Here is a 16,148-nt window from a genome sequence, read left to right on the forward strand (position 1 = left end):
GCACCGACACCCGCCCGGTCAGCACACTCCCAGCTATCGAATTCCGGTGCGGTGCGGTTCGCCGCGCACCGCACCGACATCGATCGAAGGCATGCTGCCCGAACGCGGCTCCGGCAGCCCGGATCGCCCGGCGACGACACCGTGAGGAGCCCGAAGCTGTACCGCCGAGTAACTGTAACCTGCGGAAATGGTGCGTTGGCGCCGTGCCAGTGGCCTGCCGACGTACTCTCGTAAGGAGTCACCAGGTGCTGCGGCCCACGGGAGCAAATGCACAGGCACTCGTGGATCGCGCCGGCTAGGAGGTGTGCGATGAGCATTCAGCCCGATCTCGACCAAGGCACGTGGACCCACGAAGCCGAACCACTGGCGCACACCGAGTACGGCACGGTCAGCGGAATCTGGGAGGGGCCGGTCGCCGTGTGGCGCAGCGTGCCCTACGCGAAAGCACCCGCCGGCCCGGCTCGATTCCGCCTCCCCGAGCCGCCGAAGCCCTGGGAGGGCGTGCGCGACTGCGCGGTCTTCGGTGAGATCGCACCGCAGGCGATGGGCGCGATGGTGCCCGTCGACTCGGATCTGCGGATGGGTGAGGACTGTCTGTGGGTGAACGTGTGGTCGCCCCGGCCCCAGCCGAGCGAGGACGAACCGCGCCCCGTGATGGTGTGGCTGCACGGCGGCGCCTACTGCCTCGGCACCGCCGCGCAGACCATCTACAACGGGCGCAGACTCGCCGAAGCGGGCGACGTGGTGGTCGTGACAGTGAACTACCGGCTCGGGGTCCTCGGTTTCCTCGACCTGTCGTCCTTCGGCGACCAGTTCACCCCGAACCTCGGCCTGCACGATCAGCTGGCCGCCCTGGCCTGGGTTCGCGACAATATCGCCGCGTTCGGCGGCGACCCCGACAACGTGACGGTCTTCGGGGAATCCTCCGGCGCGGGCTGCGTCACCGCGCTGCTCACCGCCCCGGCCGCCGACGGGTTGTTCCACAAGGCGATCGCCCAGAGTCCGCCCGCCACTACGGTTTTCGGGCAGGAACGCGCCGCCGTCGTCGCCCAGCGGTACCTGGAACTGCTGGAACTCGGTGCGGGCGAGACGGATCGGCTGCTCGAGCTGCCGATCGAGCAGCTCGTGGAGGTCGGCGCGGTTCTGCTCGACGAGGTGCCGACCAAGGAACCGGGCAGGCTGGCCGCCGCTCCGGTCGTCGACGGGGACCTGTTGCCCGCCTATCCGATCGACCGTTTCCAACAGGGCCTTTCCCATCGGGTGCCGTTGCTGATCGGCAGCAACAAGGACGAGGCCTCCCTGTTCCGGGTGCTCAAGTCCCCGATCATGCCGGTGACGCCCGACGCCGTGAACGCCATGCTGCAGGACGTCGCCGCCTCGCACCCGGAGATGTCGCCGGAACGGATCGCCGAGATCACCTCCGCCTACCCGGATCTCACCAAGATCCGTGGCGCGCTCGCCATGTCGACCGACGCCGCGTTCCGTATGCCCGCCGCGTGGGTCGCCGAAGGACACGCCCAGCACTCACCGACCTGGAAGTACCGGTTCGACTACGCGACACCGATGTTGAAGGCGGCCCGGGTCGGTGCCGGCCACGCCACCGAATTGCCCTATGTGTTCGGCAATTTCGGCACGCTCAACCACGACCCCACCTTCTGGCTCGGCGGTCGCAAGGTCTCGCTCGCGGTCTCGGGCCGGATGCAGCGGCGCTGGCTGGCCTTCGCCGAACACGGCGTGCCAGCGGCACTGGACGGTTCCAAGCACTGGCCGCGCTATCTGCCCACCGACCGGACCACTTTGCTCATCGACACCATCGACCGGGTCGTCGACAATCCCGACGCCGAACTGCACACCGCCTGGGGCGACCACGCCGTCGGCTTCAGCTGAGCAGTCCTGTCACACGTCGGTGGAGAACCGGATGCCACCGTCGGGGATCTCCACGCCCGGCCACACCCTGGCCCCGCGCAGCAGTTCGCAGCGGGCACCGACCTGGGCGCCGTCACCGATCACACCGTCACGCACCAGCGCACGCGGACCGATCCGGGCGCCGAAACCGACGATCGACCGTTCCACGGTCGCGCCCGCCTCGACGACCGCGCCGTCGAAGATCACCGCACCGTCGAGTCGCGCACCCGCGCCGATCTCGGCACCACGCCCGACCACGGTGCCGCCGATGAGCAGCGCGCCGGGAGCCACGCCCGCACTGGGGTGCACCAGCGACTCACCGCGCTGACCCGGCAGGGCGGGGGAGGGAGCGATGCCGCGGACCAGGTCGGCCGAACCGCGAACGAAGTCCTCCGGGGTGCCCATATCGCGCCAGTAGGAGGCATCGACGTGACCCTGCACGCGGGCACCCTCGGCCAGCAGCGCGGGGAACACCTCGCGCTCCACCGACACCGGGCGACCGGTCGGGATCTTCTCGATGTACTCGCGGCGGAACACGTAGCAACCGGCGTTGATCTGGTCGGTCGGCGGGTCCTGTGTCTTCTCGAGGAACGCCGTGACCCGGCCTTCCTCGTCGGTCGGCACACAGCCGAAGGCGCGCGGATCGCTCACCCGGACCAGGTGCAGGGTCACATCGGCGTTGGTCGACTCGTGGGTGTCGAGGATCGCGCCGAGGTCGGTGCCGCCGAGCACGTCGCCGTTGAAGACCATCACATTGTCGGCGCGCAGCTTGGGCAGCACGTTGCGGATGCCGCCGCCGGTGCCGAGCGGTTCGGTCTCGGTGACGTACTCCAGGTCGAGTCCCAGCTCCGAACCGTCAGCGAAGTGCTCCTCGAACACCTCCGCCTTGAAGGAGGTGCCGAGCACGACGTGGGTGATCCCGGCCTCGGCGATGCGGGCCAGCAGGTGGGTCAGGAACGGCAGCCCGGCCGTCGGCAGCATCGGCTTGGGCGCCGAGAGGGTGAGCGGACGCAGCCGCGTGCCCTGTCCGCCGACGAGGATGACCGCGTCGGTGCCTGCATTGCCTGCCATCGAGTTTCCCCTGTTCACAGTGGACCGCCGCCTACTCAGGCGCCGGTTCGCGCTTTCTCACGCAGCGCCGATCGAACCGCAATCCGGGAGCGAACCGCAAGTCCGGCCCGCAAGGCGAGCCGCAGCGGCGCCTGCCACCAGTGCGGATGCCGGTCGGCCTGGAAGCGGTAGGCGCTGGCGTGGTGGGCGGGCAGCATCAATTCCGGGTGCTTGCCCGCGGCGTGGCCCTTGGCGTGGGTCACCTCGGCGTCCGGGACGAACACATTGTGCCAGCCCGCCTTGCCCATGCGGTCGCCGAAGTCGACGTCCTCCATGTACATGAAGTAGCGCGAGTCGAAGCCGTCGATGGTGTCGAACGCGGCGCGACGCACCAGCAGGCACGAGCCCGACAGCCAGCCGACCACCCGCTCCGACAGCTCCTCGTTCTCCTGCCGGTAGCGCACCGACCAGGGGTTCTTCGGCCAGATCGCGCCGAGGATCGCGTGTCCCGCACCGTCGGCCAGGCCGGGCACCCGCCGCGCCGAGGGGTAGACACTGCCGTCGGGTTCGCGGACCATCGGCCCGAAGGCGCCCGCGCGCGGCCAGCGCTGCGCGGCCTCGAGCAGCTTGTCGATGGAGTCGACACCCCAGCGGATGTCCGGGTTGGCCAGGATCACGAATTCGATCGACGGATCGATCTCGGCGACGGCCCGGTTGATGGCGCCGCCGTAGCCGATATTGCCGCCGGTACGCAGCAGCCGCACGTGCGCGTTGGCCTCGGCCACCAGCTCGGGCACGCCGTCGGTCGACCCGTTGTCGGCCAGGATCACCTGCGGCTTCTCGCTGGTCGCGTCGGCGAGGGTGGTGATGAAGTGCTCGAGGTGCTCGCCCGGTGAATAGGTCACCGTGACGACGGCCAGACCGGCGGGGGCGGGGGATTCGGCTGCGTTCACGAGTGCGCAGCCTAGTCGGACAACCGGCGAAGTGTGTCGGTGAGTGCGGAACGCCAGGGCCGCATCGGGGTCAGGCCCGCGTCGTTCCAAACGCGGGGTGAGAGCACCGAATAGGGCGGGCGCGGCGCGGGTCTGGGGAACGCGCTCGAATCGCACGGCAGCACCCGGGCCGGGTCGGCGCCGAGCTCGGTGAAAACGGCGACGGCCAGGTCGAACCAGGTGGCGGTGCCGGAGTTGGTCGCGTGCAGCACCCGGGGCGCGTCGGGGCGGTCGGCGAGCTCGAGCAGGGCGGCGGCCAGGTCGATCGCGCTGGTCGGTGACCCGAGCTGGTCGTTCACCACGGTGACGGTGTCGCGTTCGCGCTCGAGCCTGCGCATGGTCGCGACGAAATCCCCCTCGACACCGGCGTACACCCATGCCGTGCGAACGACCTGCGCGTCGGAGCAGCCGTCGAGCACGGCCCGCTCACCCGCCAGTTTCGACTGGCCGTAGACCGTCGCCGGCCCGGTGGGGTCGTCCGGTTCGTAGGGTGTGCTCGCGGTGCCGGGGAACACATAGTCGGTCGACACGTGGATGAGCCGCGCGCCGGTGGCGGTACAGGCGGCGGCGAGTACGGCCGGACCGGTGGCATTGGCGGCGAACGCGGCGTCGCGGTCGGTTTCGGCGGCGTCGACGGCGGTGTAGGCCGCGCAGTTGAGCACCACCGCGCCGGGTGTGAGCATCGCCTCCACCGCCGCGCGGTCGGTGATGTCGACCTGAGACCGGCCGAGGCCGCGTGCGTGCGGGGCCAGACGCAGGATTTCCCGCCCCAGCAGCCCACCGGCGCCGGTTACGATCAGGGAAGCTCGAGTGGGGAAATCGGCATTCACGCGGCCAGTCTGGCACGCCGCAACACCTGCGGGTCGGCCCGACTGTGGTAACTGTTGGTTAGCCTGTGTTCACGACAGTGGGGTTTGCGGGGAGGCGTGCAGGGCGGGGCGCCGCGAGGTCGAGAGGAAGCACGAGTGCGAGAGTCGACAGGATCACCGTCGGCCACCACGCCTGCGGGACCGGCGAAGGTGATGGTGGCGATCGCGGCGGTCCTGGTGCTCGCGATCACCGGGTTCGCCTGGCGCAGCGTCGACAATCTGATCGCCAATATCGAACGCATCGGTGGGCTCGGTCTGGGCGGCGGCCGCGACGGCGCCGTCGACATCCTGCTCGTGGGTGTCGACAGCCGCACCGACGCCCACGGCAATCCGCTCACCAGCGCCGAACGCGCCATGCTGCACGCCGGCGACGAAGTGGGCACCAACACCGACACCATCGTGCTGGTCCGCGTCCCCAACGACGGCCGCTCCGCCACCGCCATCTCCATCCCCCGCGACTCCTATGTCGATATCCCCGGTCAGGGCAAGGCCAAGATCAACTCCGCCTACGGCGCGACGAAAGAGACCGAACGCGCCAAGATGCTCGCCGACGGCGACGCCGAGGTCGACGCCGAACGCGACTCGACCAAGGCGGGCAGGCAGGCGTTGATCAAGTCGGTGGCCAATCTCACCGGTGTCACCGTCGACCACTACGCCGAGGTGAGCCTGCTCGGATTCGTGCTGCTCACCGATGCCGTCGGCGGGGTGGAGGTGTGCCTGAACAACGCGGTCGACGAATACATGTCCGGTGCGCAGTTCCCGGCGGGCAATCAGCGTCTCGACGGTGCGCAGGCATTGAGTTTCGTGCGGCAGCGCCACGATCTGCCGCGCGGTGACATCGACCGGATCGTGCGTCAGCAGGTGTTCATGGCCCAGCTGGTGGGTCAGCTGCTCAATGCCAGGACGCTGGCCGATCCCGGCAAGCTCAGCGAGATCAGCGAAGCCGTCGGGCGCACGGTCGTCCTCGACGACGACTGGGACGTGCTCGCCTTCCTGCAGCAGCTCAAGGACCTCTCCGGTGGCCAGGTCGAGTTCGACACCATTCCCGTCGCCGACCTCAACAGCATGACGGCCGACGGCGAATCGGTGGTTCGGGTGGAACCGAAGGCCGTGCAGGACTATGTGGGCGCGCTGGTCGGCGAGGAGAAACCGGCCGAGGAGAAGAAGGTCGACCCATCCACGGTGACGGTGAGCGTGTTCAACGCCGGTGGCGCGACGGGCCTGGCGGCCAAGGTCGCGGCCGCGTTGACGGGTAAGGGTTTCCGCGAGGGTCTGGTCGGGAACTATTCCGGGGGGAGTGTGAGCTCGAGCCGGGTGCTCGCCGCCGACAGCGCCGATCCCAAGGCCGTCGCGGTGGCCGAGGAACTCGGCGGCCTGACCGTGGTCGCGGATCCGTCGCTGTCGGCGGATTCGGTGAGCGTGGTGTTGGCGAGCGACTACTCTGGTCCCGGCTCGGCCGCGGCAGGCATGTTCGATTTCGACGGAACATCCTCGGCGACCGCCACGCCAGTACCGCCCGCCCCGCCGATCGACGCAGGCCAGAACGGACCGAAATGCGTGAATTGACCTATGCGTGAGCCCCATTCGACACTGACCGACGCCCTCCTCGACCCGATCCTCGAACGCGATCCCGCCGGACCGCGCGTCACCTGGTACGACGACGCCACCGGCGCCCGCATCGAACTGTCCGGGCTGACGCTGGCCAACTGGGCGGCCAAGACCGCCAACCTGATCCGCGACGAGTTCGCGCTCACCCCCGGCGCGCGGGTCGCGGTGCTGCTGCCCGCGCACTGGCAGACGGCCGCGGTGCTGCTCGGCTGCTGGTGGGCCGGAACCGAAGTGGTGCTCAGCCCCGATCCGGACGCCGACCTCGCCCTGGTGACGCCCGACCGGCTCGACGACGCCGACGGCGTCGGCGAGGTCGCGGTGCTGTCGCTGGACGCCATGGGCACACCCGTGCGCGACCTGCCGGTCGGTGTCACCGATTTCGCCACCGCGGTGCGCGTGCACGGCGACCAGTTCCTGCCCGGTGGTTTCCGGGCCGCCCTCGACGGTATGTCGGTGGGCGAGGTACTCGACGCGGCGAAGAAATCCGCGGCGCTGCAGGGCATTTCCGCCGGTGACCGGGTGCTGTCGAGCGCGCCGTGGGATACCGCGGCCGAGCTGATCGACGGGTATCTCGCCGTTCTCGGCGCCGGTGCGTCGCTGGTGCAGGTGGTCAATCCCGACGCGACCGCCACCGAGCACCGCGCCGAGACCGAACGGGTGACCGTACGGCGCTGAGTCGCTCGTCTCCTACCTGGGTATAGGTAGGTCTCCGCCCGAGGAACGTGGTTTCTGTCACACCCCGTCCGTACTGTGGAAGACATCTTCTGCAGTACGGCGCAAAGGGGCGGCTATGAACGTCGGGTACTGGATCCGCTGGTCGGCACAGCACGGAATTCCCCGTGCCTTCCTGCGCTGGCGTGCGCGGCGTGGCGATACCTTCGCCACCCTGCTCGCCGGCGAGCGGGGACTGCACGATCCGTACCCGCTCATCGAGGAATTGCGCGGCCCCGGTCTGCGACGCACGCCGTTGGCGTACGCGTGCTTCGAGCACGCGAAGGTGCGAAGCATCCTGCGCGACAACAGATTCGGTGTCTTCCCGGCATTGGGTCCCGAGGTGCCACCGCCGTTGCGCAAGTTGGCCGAACGAGTGGTTCCGCCGCCGAGCCCGGTCGAGCCGCCGTCGATGCTCGTGCTCAATCCGCCCGAGCACACCAGGATGCGCAAGCCGGTGGCGTCGGCCTTCACCCCGCGTGCCATCGGCAGGCTGCGCGACCGGGTCGAAACCGTCACCACCGAACTGCTCGACGCGATGCCCGCGCACGGCTCGATCGACCTCGTCACCGATTTCGCGGCCCAGGTGCCGATCGCGATCATCGCCGAGATGCTCGGGTTCCCCGCCGCCGACCGCGAGCTGTTCCTGCGCTGGGGCGACCGCGTCACCCCGCTGCTCGACATCGGCACCTCCTGGCGCTCCTACCGGGAGGCGATGGCCGCCACCGACACCCTGGCCGACTATCTGGCCGAGCACATCGAGAACCTGCGCGACGAACCGGGCGACGACATCCTCTCCAGCCTGGTCACCTCCGGCGACCTCACGATGCGCGAACTGCAGGCAGGCGCGGGACTGCTGATGGGCGCGGGCTTCGAGACCACGGTCAACCTCATCGGGAACGCGGTGGCCGCGCTGTCGGCCAACCCCGACCAGCTCGCCATCGCCCAGAACGACCCCGACCGCTGGCCCGACGTGGTGGAGGAGACGCTGCGGTTCGACCCGCCGGTGCAGACCACCGCCCGGGTGGCGCTCGAGGACGTCGAGGTCGACGGGATGACGGTGAAGGCGGGCGCCACCGTCATCCTGTCGCTGGCCGGTGCCAACCGCGATCCCTCGGTCTTCGCCGATCCGGACCGCTTCGACATCGACCGCCCGAATGCCAAGGAGCACGTGGCCTTCAGCAGCGGCATCCACGCCTGCCTCGGCGCGAGCCTGGCCAGGATGGAAGCGGTACACGCCCTGCGCGCGCTCTACGCCCGCTACCCGGATCTGCGCTTACGCGGAGAACCGGTGCGCCGCAACCTGTTCACCCTGCACGGGTTCGAGCACATGCCGGTCGATCTCGGTCCGGTGGCGCGTACCGGGGCGCCCGACAATCTGGCGGGCGCCACCACCCAGGGCTGAGCTAGGTCGAAACCCGCCAGCGGTAGCGGGTTTTCGGCCGCCCGGCCCGGCCGTAGTCGGCCCGGCGTTCGGCGAGGCCGTCGTCGGCGAGTTTCTCGAGATACCGCCACGCGGTGATCCGGGAAACGCCGACGGCAGCGGCGGCATCGGTGGCGGTGATGCCCGCCTCGGCCGCGCGCACCGCCCGCGACACTTCCTCGAGGGTGTGCTGCACAACGCCCTTCGGGGCGCCGGCGCGCTGGTCGGCGGTGCGCAGCGCGCCGAGGGCCCGGTCGATGTCGTACTGCGACAGCGCCGCTTCGCCTGCGGGCAGGGCGGTGTCGAAATCCCGGTAGCGTTCCAGCTTCTCGCGAAAGGCGGCGAAGGTGAACGGCTTGAGCAGATACAGCACCACCCCGTGGGCGACGGCGCTGCGCACCATGGTCAGCTCGCGCGCCGAGGTGATCGCGATGACATCGGGACGCGGGGAGAGTCCGTTGAGCGCGGCGGCCACCTCGAGGCCGTTGATGTCGGGCAGCCCGATATCCATCAGCACCAGGTGGAACGGATTGCCGTCGGCGATCGCCGACGCGGCGAGATTGAGCGCGTCATGACCGGTATGGGCGACGCCGCCGGTGACGAACCCGTCGAGCCGTTCGAGATAGGCCCGGTGTGCCTGGGCGATCAACGGTTCGTCCTCGACGATCAGGACGCGGATCATGGGTTCTCCCTCAACGGAATTCGGACGGTGACCGCGCTGTGTGGTGCGGCCGTTGTGGTGATGGCACCGCCGTGTCGATCGACGAGACGGTGCACGAGTGCCAGGCCGAGGCCGGCATGATCGGATTTGGTCGTGTAGCCGCGTTCGGCGGCGCGCTCGAACATCTGCGCCGACATACCGGGGCCGCTGTCGGCGACCCGCACGCACAGGTGCCCGTCGCGGTGACTCACCGACACCTCGACCCGCTTGTCGATGGTGCCCGCCGCCGCGTCGATGGCGTTGTCGACCAGGTTGCCGACCAGTGTCACGGTTTCCTGCGCCGAGAGCGGGTCGGTGGAATCGAGCGCGGTGTCCTCGCTGATGGCGAGACTCACCCCGCGCTCGGCGGCCTGGTCCACCTTGCCGAGCAGCAACGCCGCCAGCGCCGCGTCACCGACGGCCGCCAGCAGCCGGTCGATGAGCACCTGCGAGAGCGCGAGCTCGTCGGTGGCGAACGCCACCGCCTCGTCGGGCCTGCCGAGCTCGACCATCGTGACCACGGTGTGCAGTTTGTTGGCCGCCTCGTGCGCCTGGGCGCGCAGCGACTCGGCGAAATTGCGCACCGTGTCGAGCTCGCCGAGCACCGCGCGCAGTTCGGTCTGGTCGCGGATGGTGAGGACGGTGCCGATCTGCTCGCCCTCCCAGGTCACCACATCCTGGTTCACCAGCAGCACGCGGTCGGTGGTCACATGCGTTTCGTCGCGCACCACGCCCGGGCGCTCCTGGCGCAACGAGACGGGCAGGTCGTCGCGATACACCGGACCCTGCGGCAGATCGAGCAGGGTGCGCGCCTGATCGTTGACCACCTCCGCGGGCCCCTGGCCGGTGCCGAACACCACAAGACCCTCGTGGACCGAATGCAGCACCGCGTCGTGGTGCTCGTAGAGCGCGCGCAGTTCGTCGGGCGCCAGGCCGTGGGTCTGCCTGCGCAGCCGCCTGCTGAGCAGGAACGAGGAGAACGCGGCGAGCGCGAGCCCCGCCGCGCTCACCCCGAGGATCAGCGGCAGCTGCGAGGCCACCTGGGTGCCGATCCTGGCCCTGGTGACCCCGGCCGACACCAGGGCGACCACCCGGCCGCGGTCGTAGACCGGCGTCACCGCCCGGATCGACGGGCCGAGCGTGCCGGTGAACGTCTCGGTGAACGTCTGCCCGGCCAGCGCCCGGTCGATGCTGCCGGAGAACGGCTTGCCGATCATCTCCGGATTCGTGTGGGTGTAGCGGGTGCGGTCCGGCGCCATCACGACGATGAAGTCCATTCCGGTATCGGCCCGGATCCGCTCGGTGGTGGGTTGCAGCAGCCCACTCGGATACGGCGAGCTCACTGCCGCCAGCGTCGACGGCGCCCTGGCCACCGACACGGCGACGTCCCTGACCTGAAGTTCCGTGGCCACATCGTGGTCGCGTCTGGCGTCGAGCACGGCGAGCACCGTACCCGTGCCGATCATCAGCGCCAGCACCACCAGCTGCCACACGAAGGCCTGTCCGGCAAGCGACAGTCGTCCTCGTCGCATCCTGCCCTCCGACCTCGAACTGAACGTTATGTACCTAAAGCACGTTATGTACCAAACGTGACGGCGATCACACTAGCGGTGCATGCTCGCTGCCATGAGCACAACCACCGCGCGAAAACGAGACCATACCCACTGGCTGTACATCGCGGTGATTATCGCGGTGCTCGCGGGCATTCTCGTCGGCAGGCTGGCACCGGAGTTCGGTCAGTCACTGGCGCCGCTGGGCACGCTGTTCGTGAATCTGATCAAGATGATGATCGCGCCGGTCATCTTCTGCACCATCGTGCTCGGCATCGGTTCAGTGCGGGCGGCGGCCACCGTCGGCAAGGTGGGCGGCCTGGCCATCGCCTACTTCCTCGCCATGTCGACCGCCGCGCTCGGTATCGGTCTGGTGGTCGGCAACCTGATCGAACCCGGCTCCGGACTCGGCGAGGCCAAGCCAGGTGCGGGCGCCAAGTATGCCGAGCAGGCGCACGGTGCGGGTGGTACCTGGGACTTCATCCAGAACATCGTGCCGACCACGCTGGTGTCCTCGCTGACGGCGGGCAGCGTGCTGCAGGCGCTGTTCGTCGCCCTGCTCGTCGGATTCGCGGTGCAGGCGATGGGCGCGGCGGGCGAGCCGATCCTGCGGGCGGTCTCGCTCGGGCAGAAGCTGGTGTTCCGGATCCTGTCGATGATCCTGTGGCTGGCGCCGATCGGTGCCTTCGGTGCGATCGCCAATGTCGTCGGGCGCACGGGCTGGTCGGCGGTCGTGGAGCTGGCGACGCTGATGATCGCGTTCTACCTGACCTGCCTGGTGTTCGTCTTCGGTGTGCTCGGCGCGGTACTGCGGATCGTGTCGGGTGTGTCGATCCTGAAGCTGTGCCGGTACCTGGCCCGGGAGTACCTGCTGATCGTGGCGACCTCGTCGTCGGAGTCGGCGCTGCCGCGGCTGATCGCCAAAATGGAGCACGCCGGTGTGGAGAAGACCACGGTCGGTGTCGTCGTGCCGACCGGGTACTCGTTCAACCTCGACGGCACGGCCATCTACCTGACGATGGCCTCGATCTTCATCGCCGACGCCCTCGGTCAGCCGCTGAGTATCGGCGAGCAGATCGGCCTGCTGCTGTTCATGATCATCGCGTCCAAGGGCGCGGCGGGCGTCACCGGCGCGGGCCTGGCAACGTTGGCGGGCGGTCTGCAGAGCCACCGCCCCGAACTCCTCGACGGTGTCGGCCTGATCGTCGGCATCGACCGGTTCATGTCCGAAGCGCGTGCGCTGACCAACTTCTCGGGCAACGCCGTCGCCACCCTGCTCATCGGCACCTGGACCAAAACCGTCGACGCCGACCGCACCCGCCGCGTCCTCGACCGCGAACTTCCCTTCGACGAGGAGACCATGGTCGACGACGAACACGGCGCCCCCGAACCCAAGCCCGCCACCGACCCTGCCCCTGTCGCGGTGCAGTAGAACAGCGGACCGGCCCCGTCTCGCTCGGGACCGGTCCACTGTTCCGGTGTTCAGGCGCGGGCCCACTTCCCCGGGTTGAGGTGGAACTGCACCAGCGCGGTCGCGTGCCCGTGCCCGAGGCCGTGCTCGGACTTCAGCCAGTTCACCAGCACGCTGTGGGAGCCGTCGGTGGCGGCGAGCATCGTGAGCCATTCGTCCACGGGCCGACCGTATTTGGTCTCGATGGTGGGGAAGTAGGACGCGGGGCCGTGCGGTGCGTTTGCCATGAATCTCTCCTCGTGCTCGTTACCGGTGAAGACGGCGTGCACCTTCCGAAATCATCGCCGTGTGCGCGGCATCACACCCGGGGACCGGGGCACACCGACGGGCCCCGGTCCGGCCCGGGACGTGACGCGCCACTCGCCCGCAGGCGCGGATTCGCCGCGTAGGTTGGAGAGAAAGTCGGTCGGCGAAGGGACGGCGATGGCCGAAGTCGTAGTAGTCGGTTCGGGGCCGAACGGGCTCGCCGCGGCGGTGATCGCCGCGCGTGCCGGGCTGTCGGTGCGGGTGCTCGAGGCACAGGAGCAGCCGGGTGGCGGTTCACGTACCGCCGAGCTGACCCTGCCGGGCTTCCACCACGATGTGTGCGCTGGCGCGCATCCCATGGCCTTGGCCTCACCGTTCTTCCGTGCGTTCGACCTCGCCGCGCAAGGCGTGGAACTACTCGCCCCCACCGTCTCCTACGCGCATCCACTCGACGGCGGCGTCGCCGGACTGGCCTGGCGCAATCTCGAATCCACGGTGGCCGATCTCGGCCGCGACGGTCCGGCGTGGCGTTCGCTGTTCGCCCCGCTGGTCGAACACTGGCCCGCGGTGGTGGAGCTGGCGATGTCGGACCTGCGGCACCCGCCGCTGAACGTCCCGACGGGTGTGCGATTCGGGCTGCGGGTACTCGAACAGGCATCACCGCTGTGGAACAACCGTTTTCACGAGGACGCGGCCCCCGCCATGCTCACCGGGGTGGCCACCCACGCCATCACCCAGCCGCGCGCCATTCCCGCCGTCGGCGCCGGACTGCTGCTCGGCACCCTCGCCCACGCGGGTGGCTGGGTGATCCCGCGCGGCGGCAGCCAGGCCATCCCCGACGCGCTGATCGCGGAGCTGGAACGCCTCGGCGGCGAGGTGGTCACCGGTCATCGCGTCGACGATTTCGCCGAACTCGCCACCGCCCGCGCCGTCCTGTTCGACACCTCACCCGCCGAACTGCTGCGCATCGCGGGTGACCGCCTGCCCGAGCGCTACCGCAACAGCCTCGGCCGTTTCCGCTACGGCGGGGCGGCGTGCAAAGTCGACTTCGCCCTGTCGGGCCCGGTGCCGTGGACCGCACCCGGCGCCGACCTGGCAGGCACCCTGCACCTGATCGGCACCCGAGCCGAGGCGATGCGGGCCGAAAAGCAGATCGCCGCAGGGCGATTCGCCGACCGCCCGTATGTGCTCGCCATTCAGCCCGGCGTCGTCGACAGCACCCGCGCCCCCGAGGGCAAGCACACCTTCTACACCTACGCCCACGTCCCCAACGGATCCGATCGCGATATCAGCGAGGACGTGATCGCCCAGGTGGAACGCTTCGCTCCCGGCTTCCGCGACCTCATCCTCGCCAAGCATGTGCGCCCCGCCGCGTTCATGCCCGCCCACAATGCCAACTACATCGGCGGCGATATCTCCGCGGGCGCGATGACCCTGCGCCAGACCGTGTTCCGGCCCCTGGCCCGCTGGAACCCGTACGCCACCCCGATTCCCGGCACCTACCTGTGTTCGTCGTCGACCTCTCCCGGCCCCGGCGTGCACGGCATGTCCGGACTACACGCGACACACCACATGTTGCGCACCCGGTTCGGCATCGTCACCGATCCGCTCGACCTGTTGCGCGGTGAGGAACCCGCCTATCGGTGACTGCCGGTGGCACCGGCCTTCTCGGGCCGGAACACGTCGGGCTCGAGATAGACCGTGCGCACACTCGGCGCCGCCTCGCGGATGCGGGCGTCGGCGGCGTCGATCGCGGCACCGACGCGGCTGATGTCGAGTTCGGGCTGCATGGCGATCTTGGCGTTCACCAGCAGGTCCTCCGGACCGAGGTACTGCGTCTGCAGGCGAAGCACCCGCACGATGCGCGGATCGGCGAGCAGCGCGTCGCGGATGGCCCGGTCTTCGGCGGCGGTGGCGCCCTCACCGATGATCAGGCTCTTGGTCTCCACGATCAGCACGATGGCGTTGAAGCCGAGCAGCAGGCCGATGAGCAGCGTGCCGATGCCGTCCCACACCCCGTTGCCGGTGAGCACTGTCAGGCCCACACCCGCCAGCGCGAACATCAACCCGACCAGCGCGCCGAGGTCTTCGAGCAGCACCACCGGCAGCTCGGGATTGCGGCTGTTGCGGATGAAATGCCACCAGGAGTGCTTGCCTTTCAACGGCTCCGATTCCCGGCGCGCGGTGCGGAAACTGAAGCCCTCGAGCAGCATCGACACCAGCAGGATCGCGATCGCGACCCCGGGCGACTCGAGTTCGTGCGGGAACCGGATCTTGTGCACCGCCTCGTTCAGTGCGAACAGGCAGCCCATCGTGAACAGCACAAGCGCAACGACGAACGAATAGAAGTACCGGTTGCGCGTGTAACCGAAGGGGTGCAGCACGTCCGGCGCCTGCTCGGCCCGATTACGTCCGACCAGCAGCAGCGCCTCGTTGCCGGTGTCGGCCACCGAGTGCACGGCCTCGGCAAGCATGGACGACGAGCCCGTGATGAACGCGCCGATGAACTTCGCGACCATGATCCCGGCGTTCGCGCCGAGCGCGGCCAGGATCGCGATCTTGCTGTCTCCACCTTCAGCGGCCATACCGGGGCACGCTACCGTCCCCGCCCACCAACCCGCGCGACCCGCGACGTCATGTTGCCGGCGGGCCGAGCACCGGGTCGGCTGCCGCTAGGACACCGACTGCCGGTACAGGTCGGGCTCGAGGTAGATCAGGCGGGCGAACGGGACGGCGGTGCGCACGCGCGTCTCGGCGGCATCAATGGCCTCGGCGACATCGGAGATCCCGAGGCCGGGCGCGATGGCCACCTTCGCGGCGACGAGCATTTCCTCCGGACCGATGTACTCGGACTTGAGGTGGATGACGGAGGTGATCTTCTCGCCGTCGATCAGGTTGTCGCGGATCGCGCGATCCTGTTCGGGGGTGGCGGCCTCGCCGATGAGCAGGCTCTTCATCTCGATGATGAGCACCACCGCGATGATGCCGAGCAGCACGCCGATGCACAGGGTGCCGATGCCGTCGTAGACGGGATCGTCGGTGAGCATGGTGAGTCCGACCGCGCCGAAGGCCAGGATCAGACCGATCAGGGCGCCGGTGTCCTCGAGCAGCACCACGGGCAGCTCCGGGCTGCGGGAGGTGCGGATGAACCGCCACCAGCTGGCGTCACCCTTGAGGGGGCGCGACTCGCGCACCGCGGTGAGGAAACTGTACGTCTCGAGGCCGATCGCGATACCGAGGATGACGATCGCGACGATCGGCTGACTCAGCTCCTCGGGATGCTGGATCTTGTGGATGCCCTCGTAGATCGCGTACACCGAGCCGAGGGTGAACAGCACCAGCGCCACGACGAACGAATAGAAGTACCGGTTGCGCCCGTAGCCGAACTGGTGCAGCTCGTCGGCGTCCTGCGCCGCGGCACGCTGACCGAACAGCAGCAGACCCTGATTGGAGGTGTCGGCCACCGAGTGCACCGCCTCGGCCAGCATCGACGCCGATCCGGTGATCGCCGCGCCGACGAACTTGGCCACCGCGATCCCCGCATTGGCCGTCAATGCGGCGATGATCGCCTTCTTGCCGCCACCAGCCGACATCTTGTCCCCGTCCTCCCGCTTCGCCGAACA

14 protein-coding genes are annotated in these 16,148 nt (G+C 69.2%); 6 read left to right on the forward strand and 8 right to left on the reverse strand.

The features are described from left to right. The first annotated feature begins 309 nt into the window (after window positions 1–309). Complete coding sequence (locus ACWEVR_RS02840; protein ID WP_452465571.1) at window positions 310–1,887, forward strand: carboxylesterase/lipase family protein; 1,578 nt, start codon at window positions 310–312, stop codon at window positions 1,885–1,887. 9 nt (window positions 1,888–1,896) lie between these two features. Here the strand turns inward: ACWEVR_RS02840 and ACWEVR_RS02845 are convergent, their stop codons facing one another. The 3 genes from ACWEVR_RS02845 to rfbD are packed head-to-tail and all read right to left on the reverse strand — an operon-like array spanning window position 1,897 to window position 4,777. After that, window positions 1,897–2,976 carry a sugar phosphate nucleotidyltransferase gene (locus ACWEVR_RS02845; protein ID WP_452465572.1) on the reverse strand — a complete coding sequence of 360 codons (1,080 nt, stop codon included), beginning with the start codon at window positions 2,974–2,976 and terminating at the stop codon, window positions 1,897–1,899. Between the two features lie 35 nt (window positions 2,977–3,011). Continuing rightward, on the reverse strand, window positions 3,012–3,908 hold the full coding sequence (locus ACWEVR_RS02850) for a glycosyltransferase family 2 protein (protein WP_067491354.1): 897 nt from the start codon (window positions 3,906–3,908) through the stop codon (window positions 3,012–3,014). Between the two features lie 11 nt (window positions 3,909–3,919). Beyond that, window positions 3,920–4,777 (reverse strand): dTDP-4-dehydrorhamnose reductase, encoded by an 858-nt coding sequence (gene rfbD / locus ACWEVR_RS02855; protein ID WP_452465573.1) that lies wholly within the window; start codon window positions 4,775–4,777, stop codon window positions 3,920–3,922. A 192-nt stretch (window positions 4,778–4,969) separates the two neighbouring features. On the opposite strand from rfbD, the gene ACWEVR_RS02860 reads away from it, so the two are divergent. The 3 genes from ACWEVR_RS02860 (at window position 4,970) to ACWEVR_RS02870 (ending at window position 8,540) form a co-directional block, all read left to right on the forward strand. After that, window positions 4,970–6,382 carry an LCP family protein gene (locus ACWEVR_RS02860; protein WP_452465685.1) on the forward strand — a complete coding sequence of 471 codons (1,413 nt, stop codon included), beginning with the start codon at window positions 4,970–4,972 and terminating at the stop codon, window positions 6,380–6,382. Window positions 6,383–6,385: 3 nt separating this feature from the next. Then, window positions 6,386–7,099 (forward strand): TIGR03089 family protein, encoded by a 714-nt coding sequence (locus ACWEVR_RS02865; protein WP_452465574.1) that lies wholly within the window; start codon window positions 6,386–6,388, stop codon window positions 7,097–7,099. A 115-nt stretch (window positions 7,100–7,214) separates the two neighbouring features. Further along, window positions 7,215–8,540, forward strand: coding sequence for a cytochrome P450 (locus ACWEVR_RS02870; RefSeq protein ID WP_452465575.1), 1,326 nt, complete (start codon window positions 7,215–7,217; stop codon window positions 8,538–8,540). Between the two features lies 1 nt (window position 8,541). Here the strand turns inward: ACWEVR_RS02870 and ACWEVR_RS02875 are convergent, their stop codons facing one another. Both ACWEVR_RS02875 and ACWEVR_RS02880 read right to left on the reverse strand, forming a co-directional pair. Next, entirely contained in the window at window positions 8,542–9,240 is a 699-nt protein-coding gene (locus ACWEVR_RS02875; RefSeq protein ID WP_067491360.1) for a response regulator, read from the reverse strand. Next, window positions 9,237–10,790 carry an ATP-binding protein gene (locus ACWEVR_RS02880; protein WP_452465576.1) on the reverse strand — a complete coding sequence of 518 codons (1,554 nt, stop codon included), beginning with the start codon at window positions 10,788–10,790 and terminating at the stop codon, window positions 9,237–9,239. The genes ACWEVR_RS02875 and ACWEVR_RS02880 overlap by 4 nt, the downstream gene beginning before the upstream one ends. 94 nt (window positions 10,791–10,884) lie before the next feature. On the opposite strand from ACWEVR_RS02880, the gene ACWEVR_RS02885 reads away from it, so the two are divergent. Next, window positions 10,885–12,240: a cation:dicarboxylate symporter family transporter gene (locus ACWEVR_RS02885; protein WP_452465577.1), complete on the forward strand. Its 1,356-nt coding sequence runs from the start codon at window positions 10,885–10,887 to the stop codon at window positions 12,238–12,240. Between the two features lie 50 nt (window positions 12,241–12,290). Here ACWEVR_RS02885 and ACWEVR_RS02890 read toward each other — a convergent pair whose 3' ends face one another. Then, entirely contained in the window at window positions 12,291–12,506 is a 216-nt protein-coding gene (locus ACWEVR_RS02890; protein WP_067637572.1) for a DUF4287 domain-containing protein, read from the reverse strand. Window positions 12,507–12,702: 196 nt separating this feature from the next. On the opposite strand from ACWEVR_RS02890, the gene ACWEVR_RS02895 reads away from it, so the two are divergent. Beyond that, the gene (locus ACWEVR_RS02895; protein ID WP_452465578.1) at window positions 12,703–14,172 is read left to right on the forward strand and encodes a phytoene desaturase family protein; all 1,470 of its coding nucleotides are present in this window, start codon (window positions 12,703–12,705) and stop codon (window positions 14,170–14,172) included. On the opposite strand, the gene ACWEVR_RS02900 is transcribed toward ACWEVR_RS02895, so the two are convergent. Together ACWEVR_RS02900 and ACWEVR_RS02905 are read right to left on the reverse strand one after the other, a co-directional pair. After that, complete coding sequence (locus ACWEVR_RS02900; protein ID WP_439264946.1) at window positions 14,163–15,110, reverse strand: cation diffusion facilitator family transporter; 948 nt, start codon at window positions 15,108–15,110, stop codon at window positions 14,163–14,165. The genes ACWEVR_RS02895 and ACWEVR_RS02900 overlap by 10 nt on opposite strands. An 87-nt stretch (window positions 15,111–15,197) precedes the next feature. Beyond that, the gene (locus ACWEVR_RS02905) at window positions 15,198–16,118 is read right to left on the reverse strand and encodes a cation diffusion facilitator family transporter (RefSeq protein ID WP_452465579.1); all 921 of its coding nucleotides are present in this window, start codon (window positions 16,116–16,118) and stop codon (window positions 15,198–15,200) included. Window positions 16,119–16,148 lie beyond the last annotated feature (30 nt).

Source organism: Nocardia sp. NPDC003979 (genome assembly GCF_053605015.1).

What these genes read in the sequence shown, in the direction of transcription:
- ACWEVR_RS02840 (WP_452465571.1), top strand. Translation starts at nt 310, where the DNA reads ATGAGCATTCAGCCCGATCTCGACCAAGGCACGTGGACCCACGAAGCC.
- ACWEVR_RS02845 (WP_452465572.1), bottom strand. Translation starts at nt 2,976, where the DNA reads ATGGCAGGCAATGCAGGCACCGACGCGGTCATCCTCGTCGGCGGACAG.
- ACWEVR_RS02860 (WP_452465685.1), top strand. Translation starts at nt 4,970, where the DNA reads ATGGTGGCGATCGCGGCGGTCCTGGTGCTCGCGATCACCGGGTTCGCC.
- ACWEVR_RS02865 (WP_452465574.1), top strand. Translation starts at nt 6,386, where the DNA reads ATGCGTGAGCCCCATTCGACACTGACCGACGCCCTCCTCGACCCGATC.
- ACWEVR_RS02870 (WP_452465575.1), top strand. Translation starts at nt 7,215, where the DNA reads ATGAACGTCGGGTACTGGATCCGCTGGTCGGCACAGCACGGAATTCCC.
- ACWEVR_RS02875 (WP_067491360.1), bottom strand. Translation starts at nt 9,240, where the DNA reads ATGATCCGCGTCCTGATCGTCGAGGACGAACCGTTGATCGCCCAGGCA.
- ACWEVR_RS02880 (WP_452465576.1), bottom strand. Translation starts at nt 10,790, where the DNA reads ATGCGACGAGGACGACTGTCGCTTGCCGGACAGGCCTTCGTGTGGCAG.
- ACWEVR_RS02885 (WP_452465577.1), top strand. Translation starts at nt 10,885, where the DNA reads ATGAGCACAACCACCGCGCGAAAACGAGACCATACCCACTGGCTGTAC.
- ACWEVR_RS02890 (WP_067637572.1), bottom strand. Translation starts at nt 12,506, where the DNA reads ATGGCAAACGCACCGCACGGCCCCGCGTCCTACTTCCCCACCATCGAG.
- ACWEVR_RS02895 (WP_452465578.1), top strand. Translation starts at nt 12,703, where the DNA reads ATGGCCGAAGTCGTAGTAGTCGGTTCGGGGCCGAACGGGCTCGCCGCG.
- ACWEVR_RS02900 (WP_439264946.1), bottom strand. Translation starts at nt 15,110, where the DNA reads ATGGCCGCTGAAGGTGGAGACAGCAAGATCGCGATCCTGGCCGCGCTC.
- ACWEVR_RS02905 (WP_452465579.1), bottom strand. Translation starts at nt 16,118, where the DNA reads ATGTCGGCTGGTGGCGGCAAGAAGGCGATCATCGCCGCATTGACGGCC.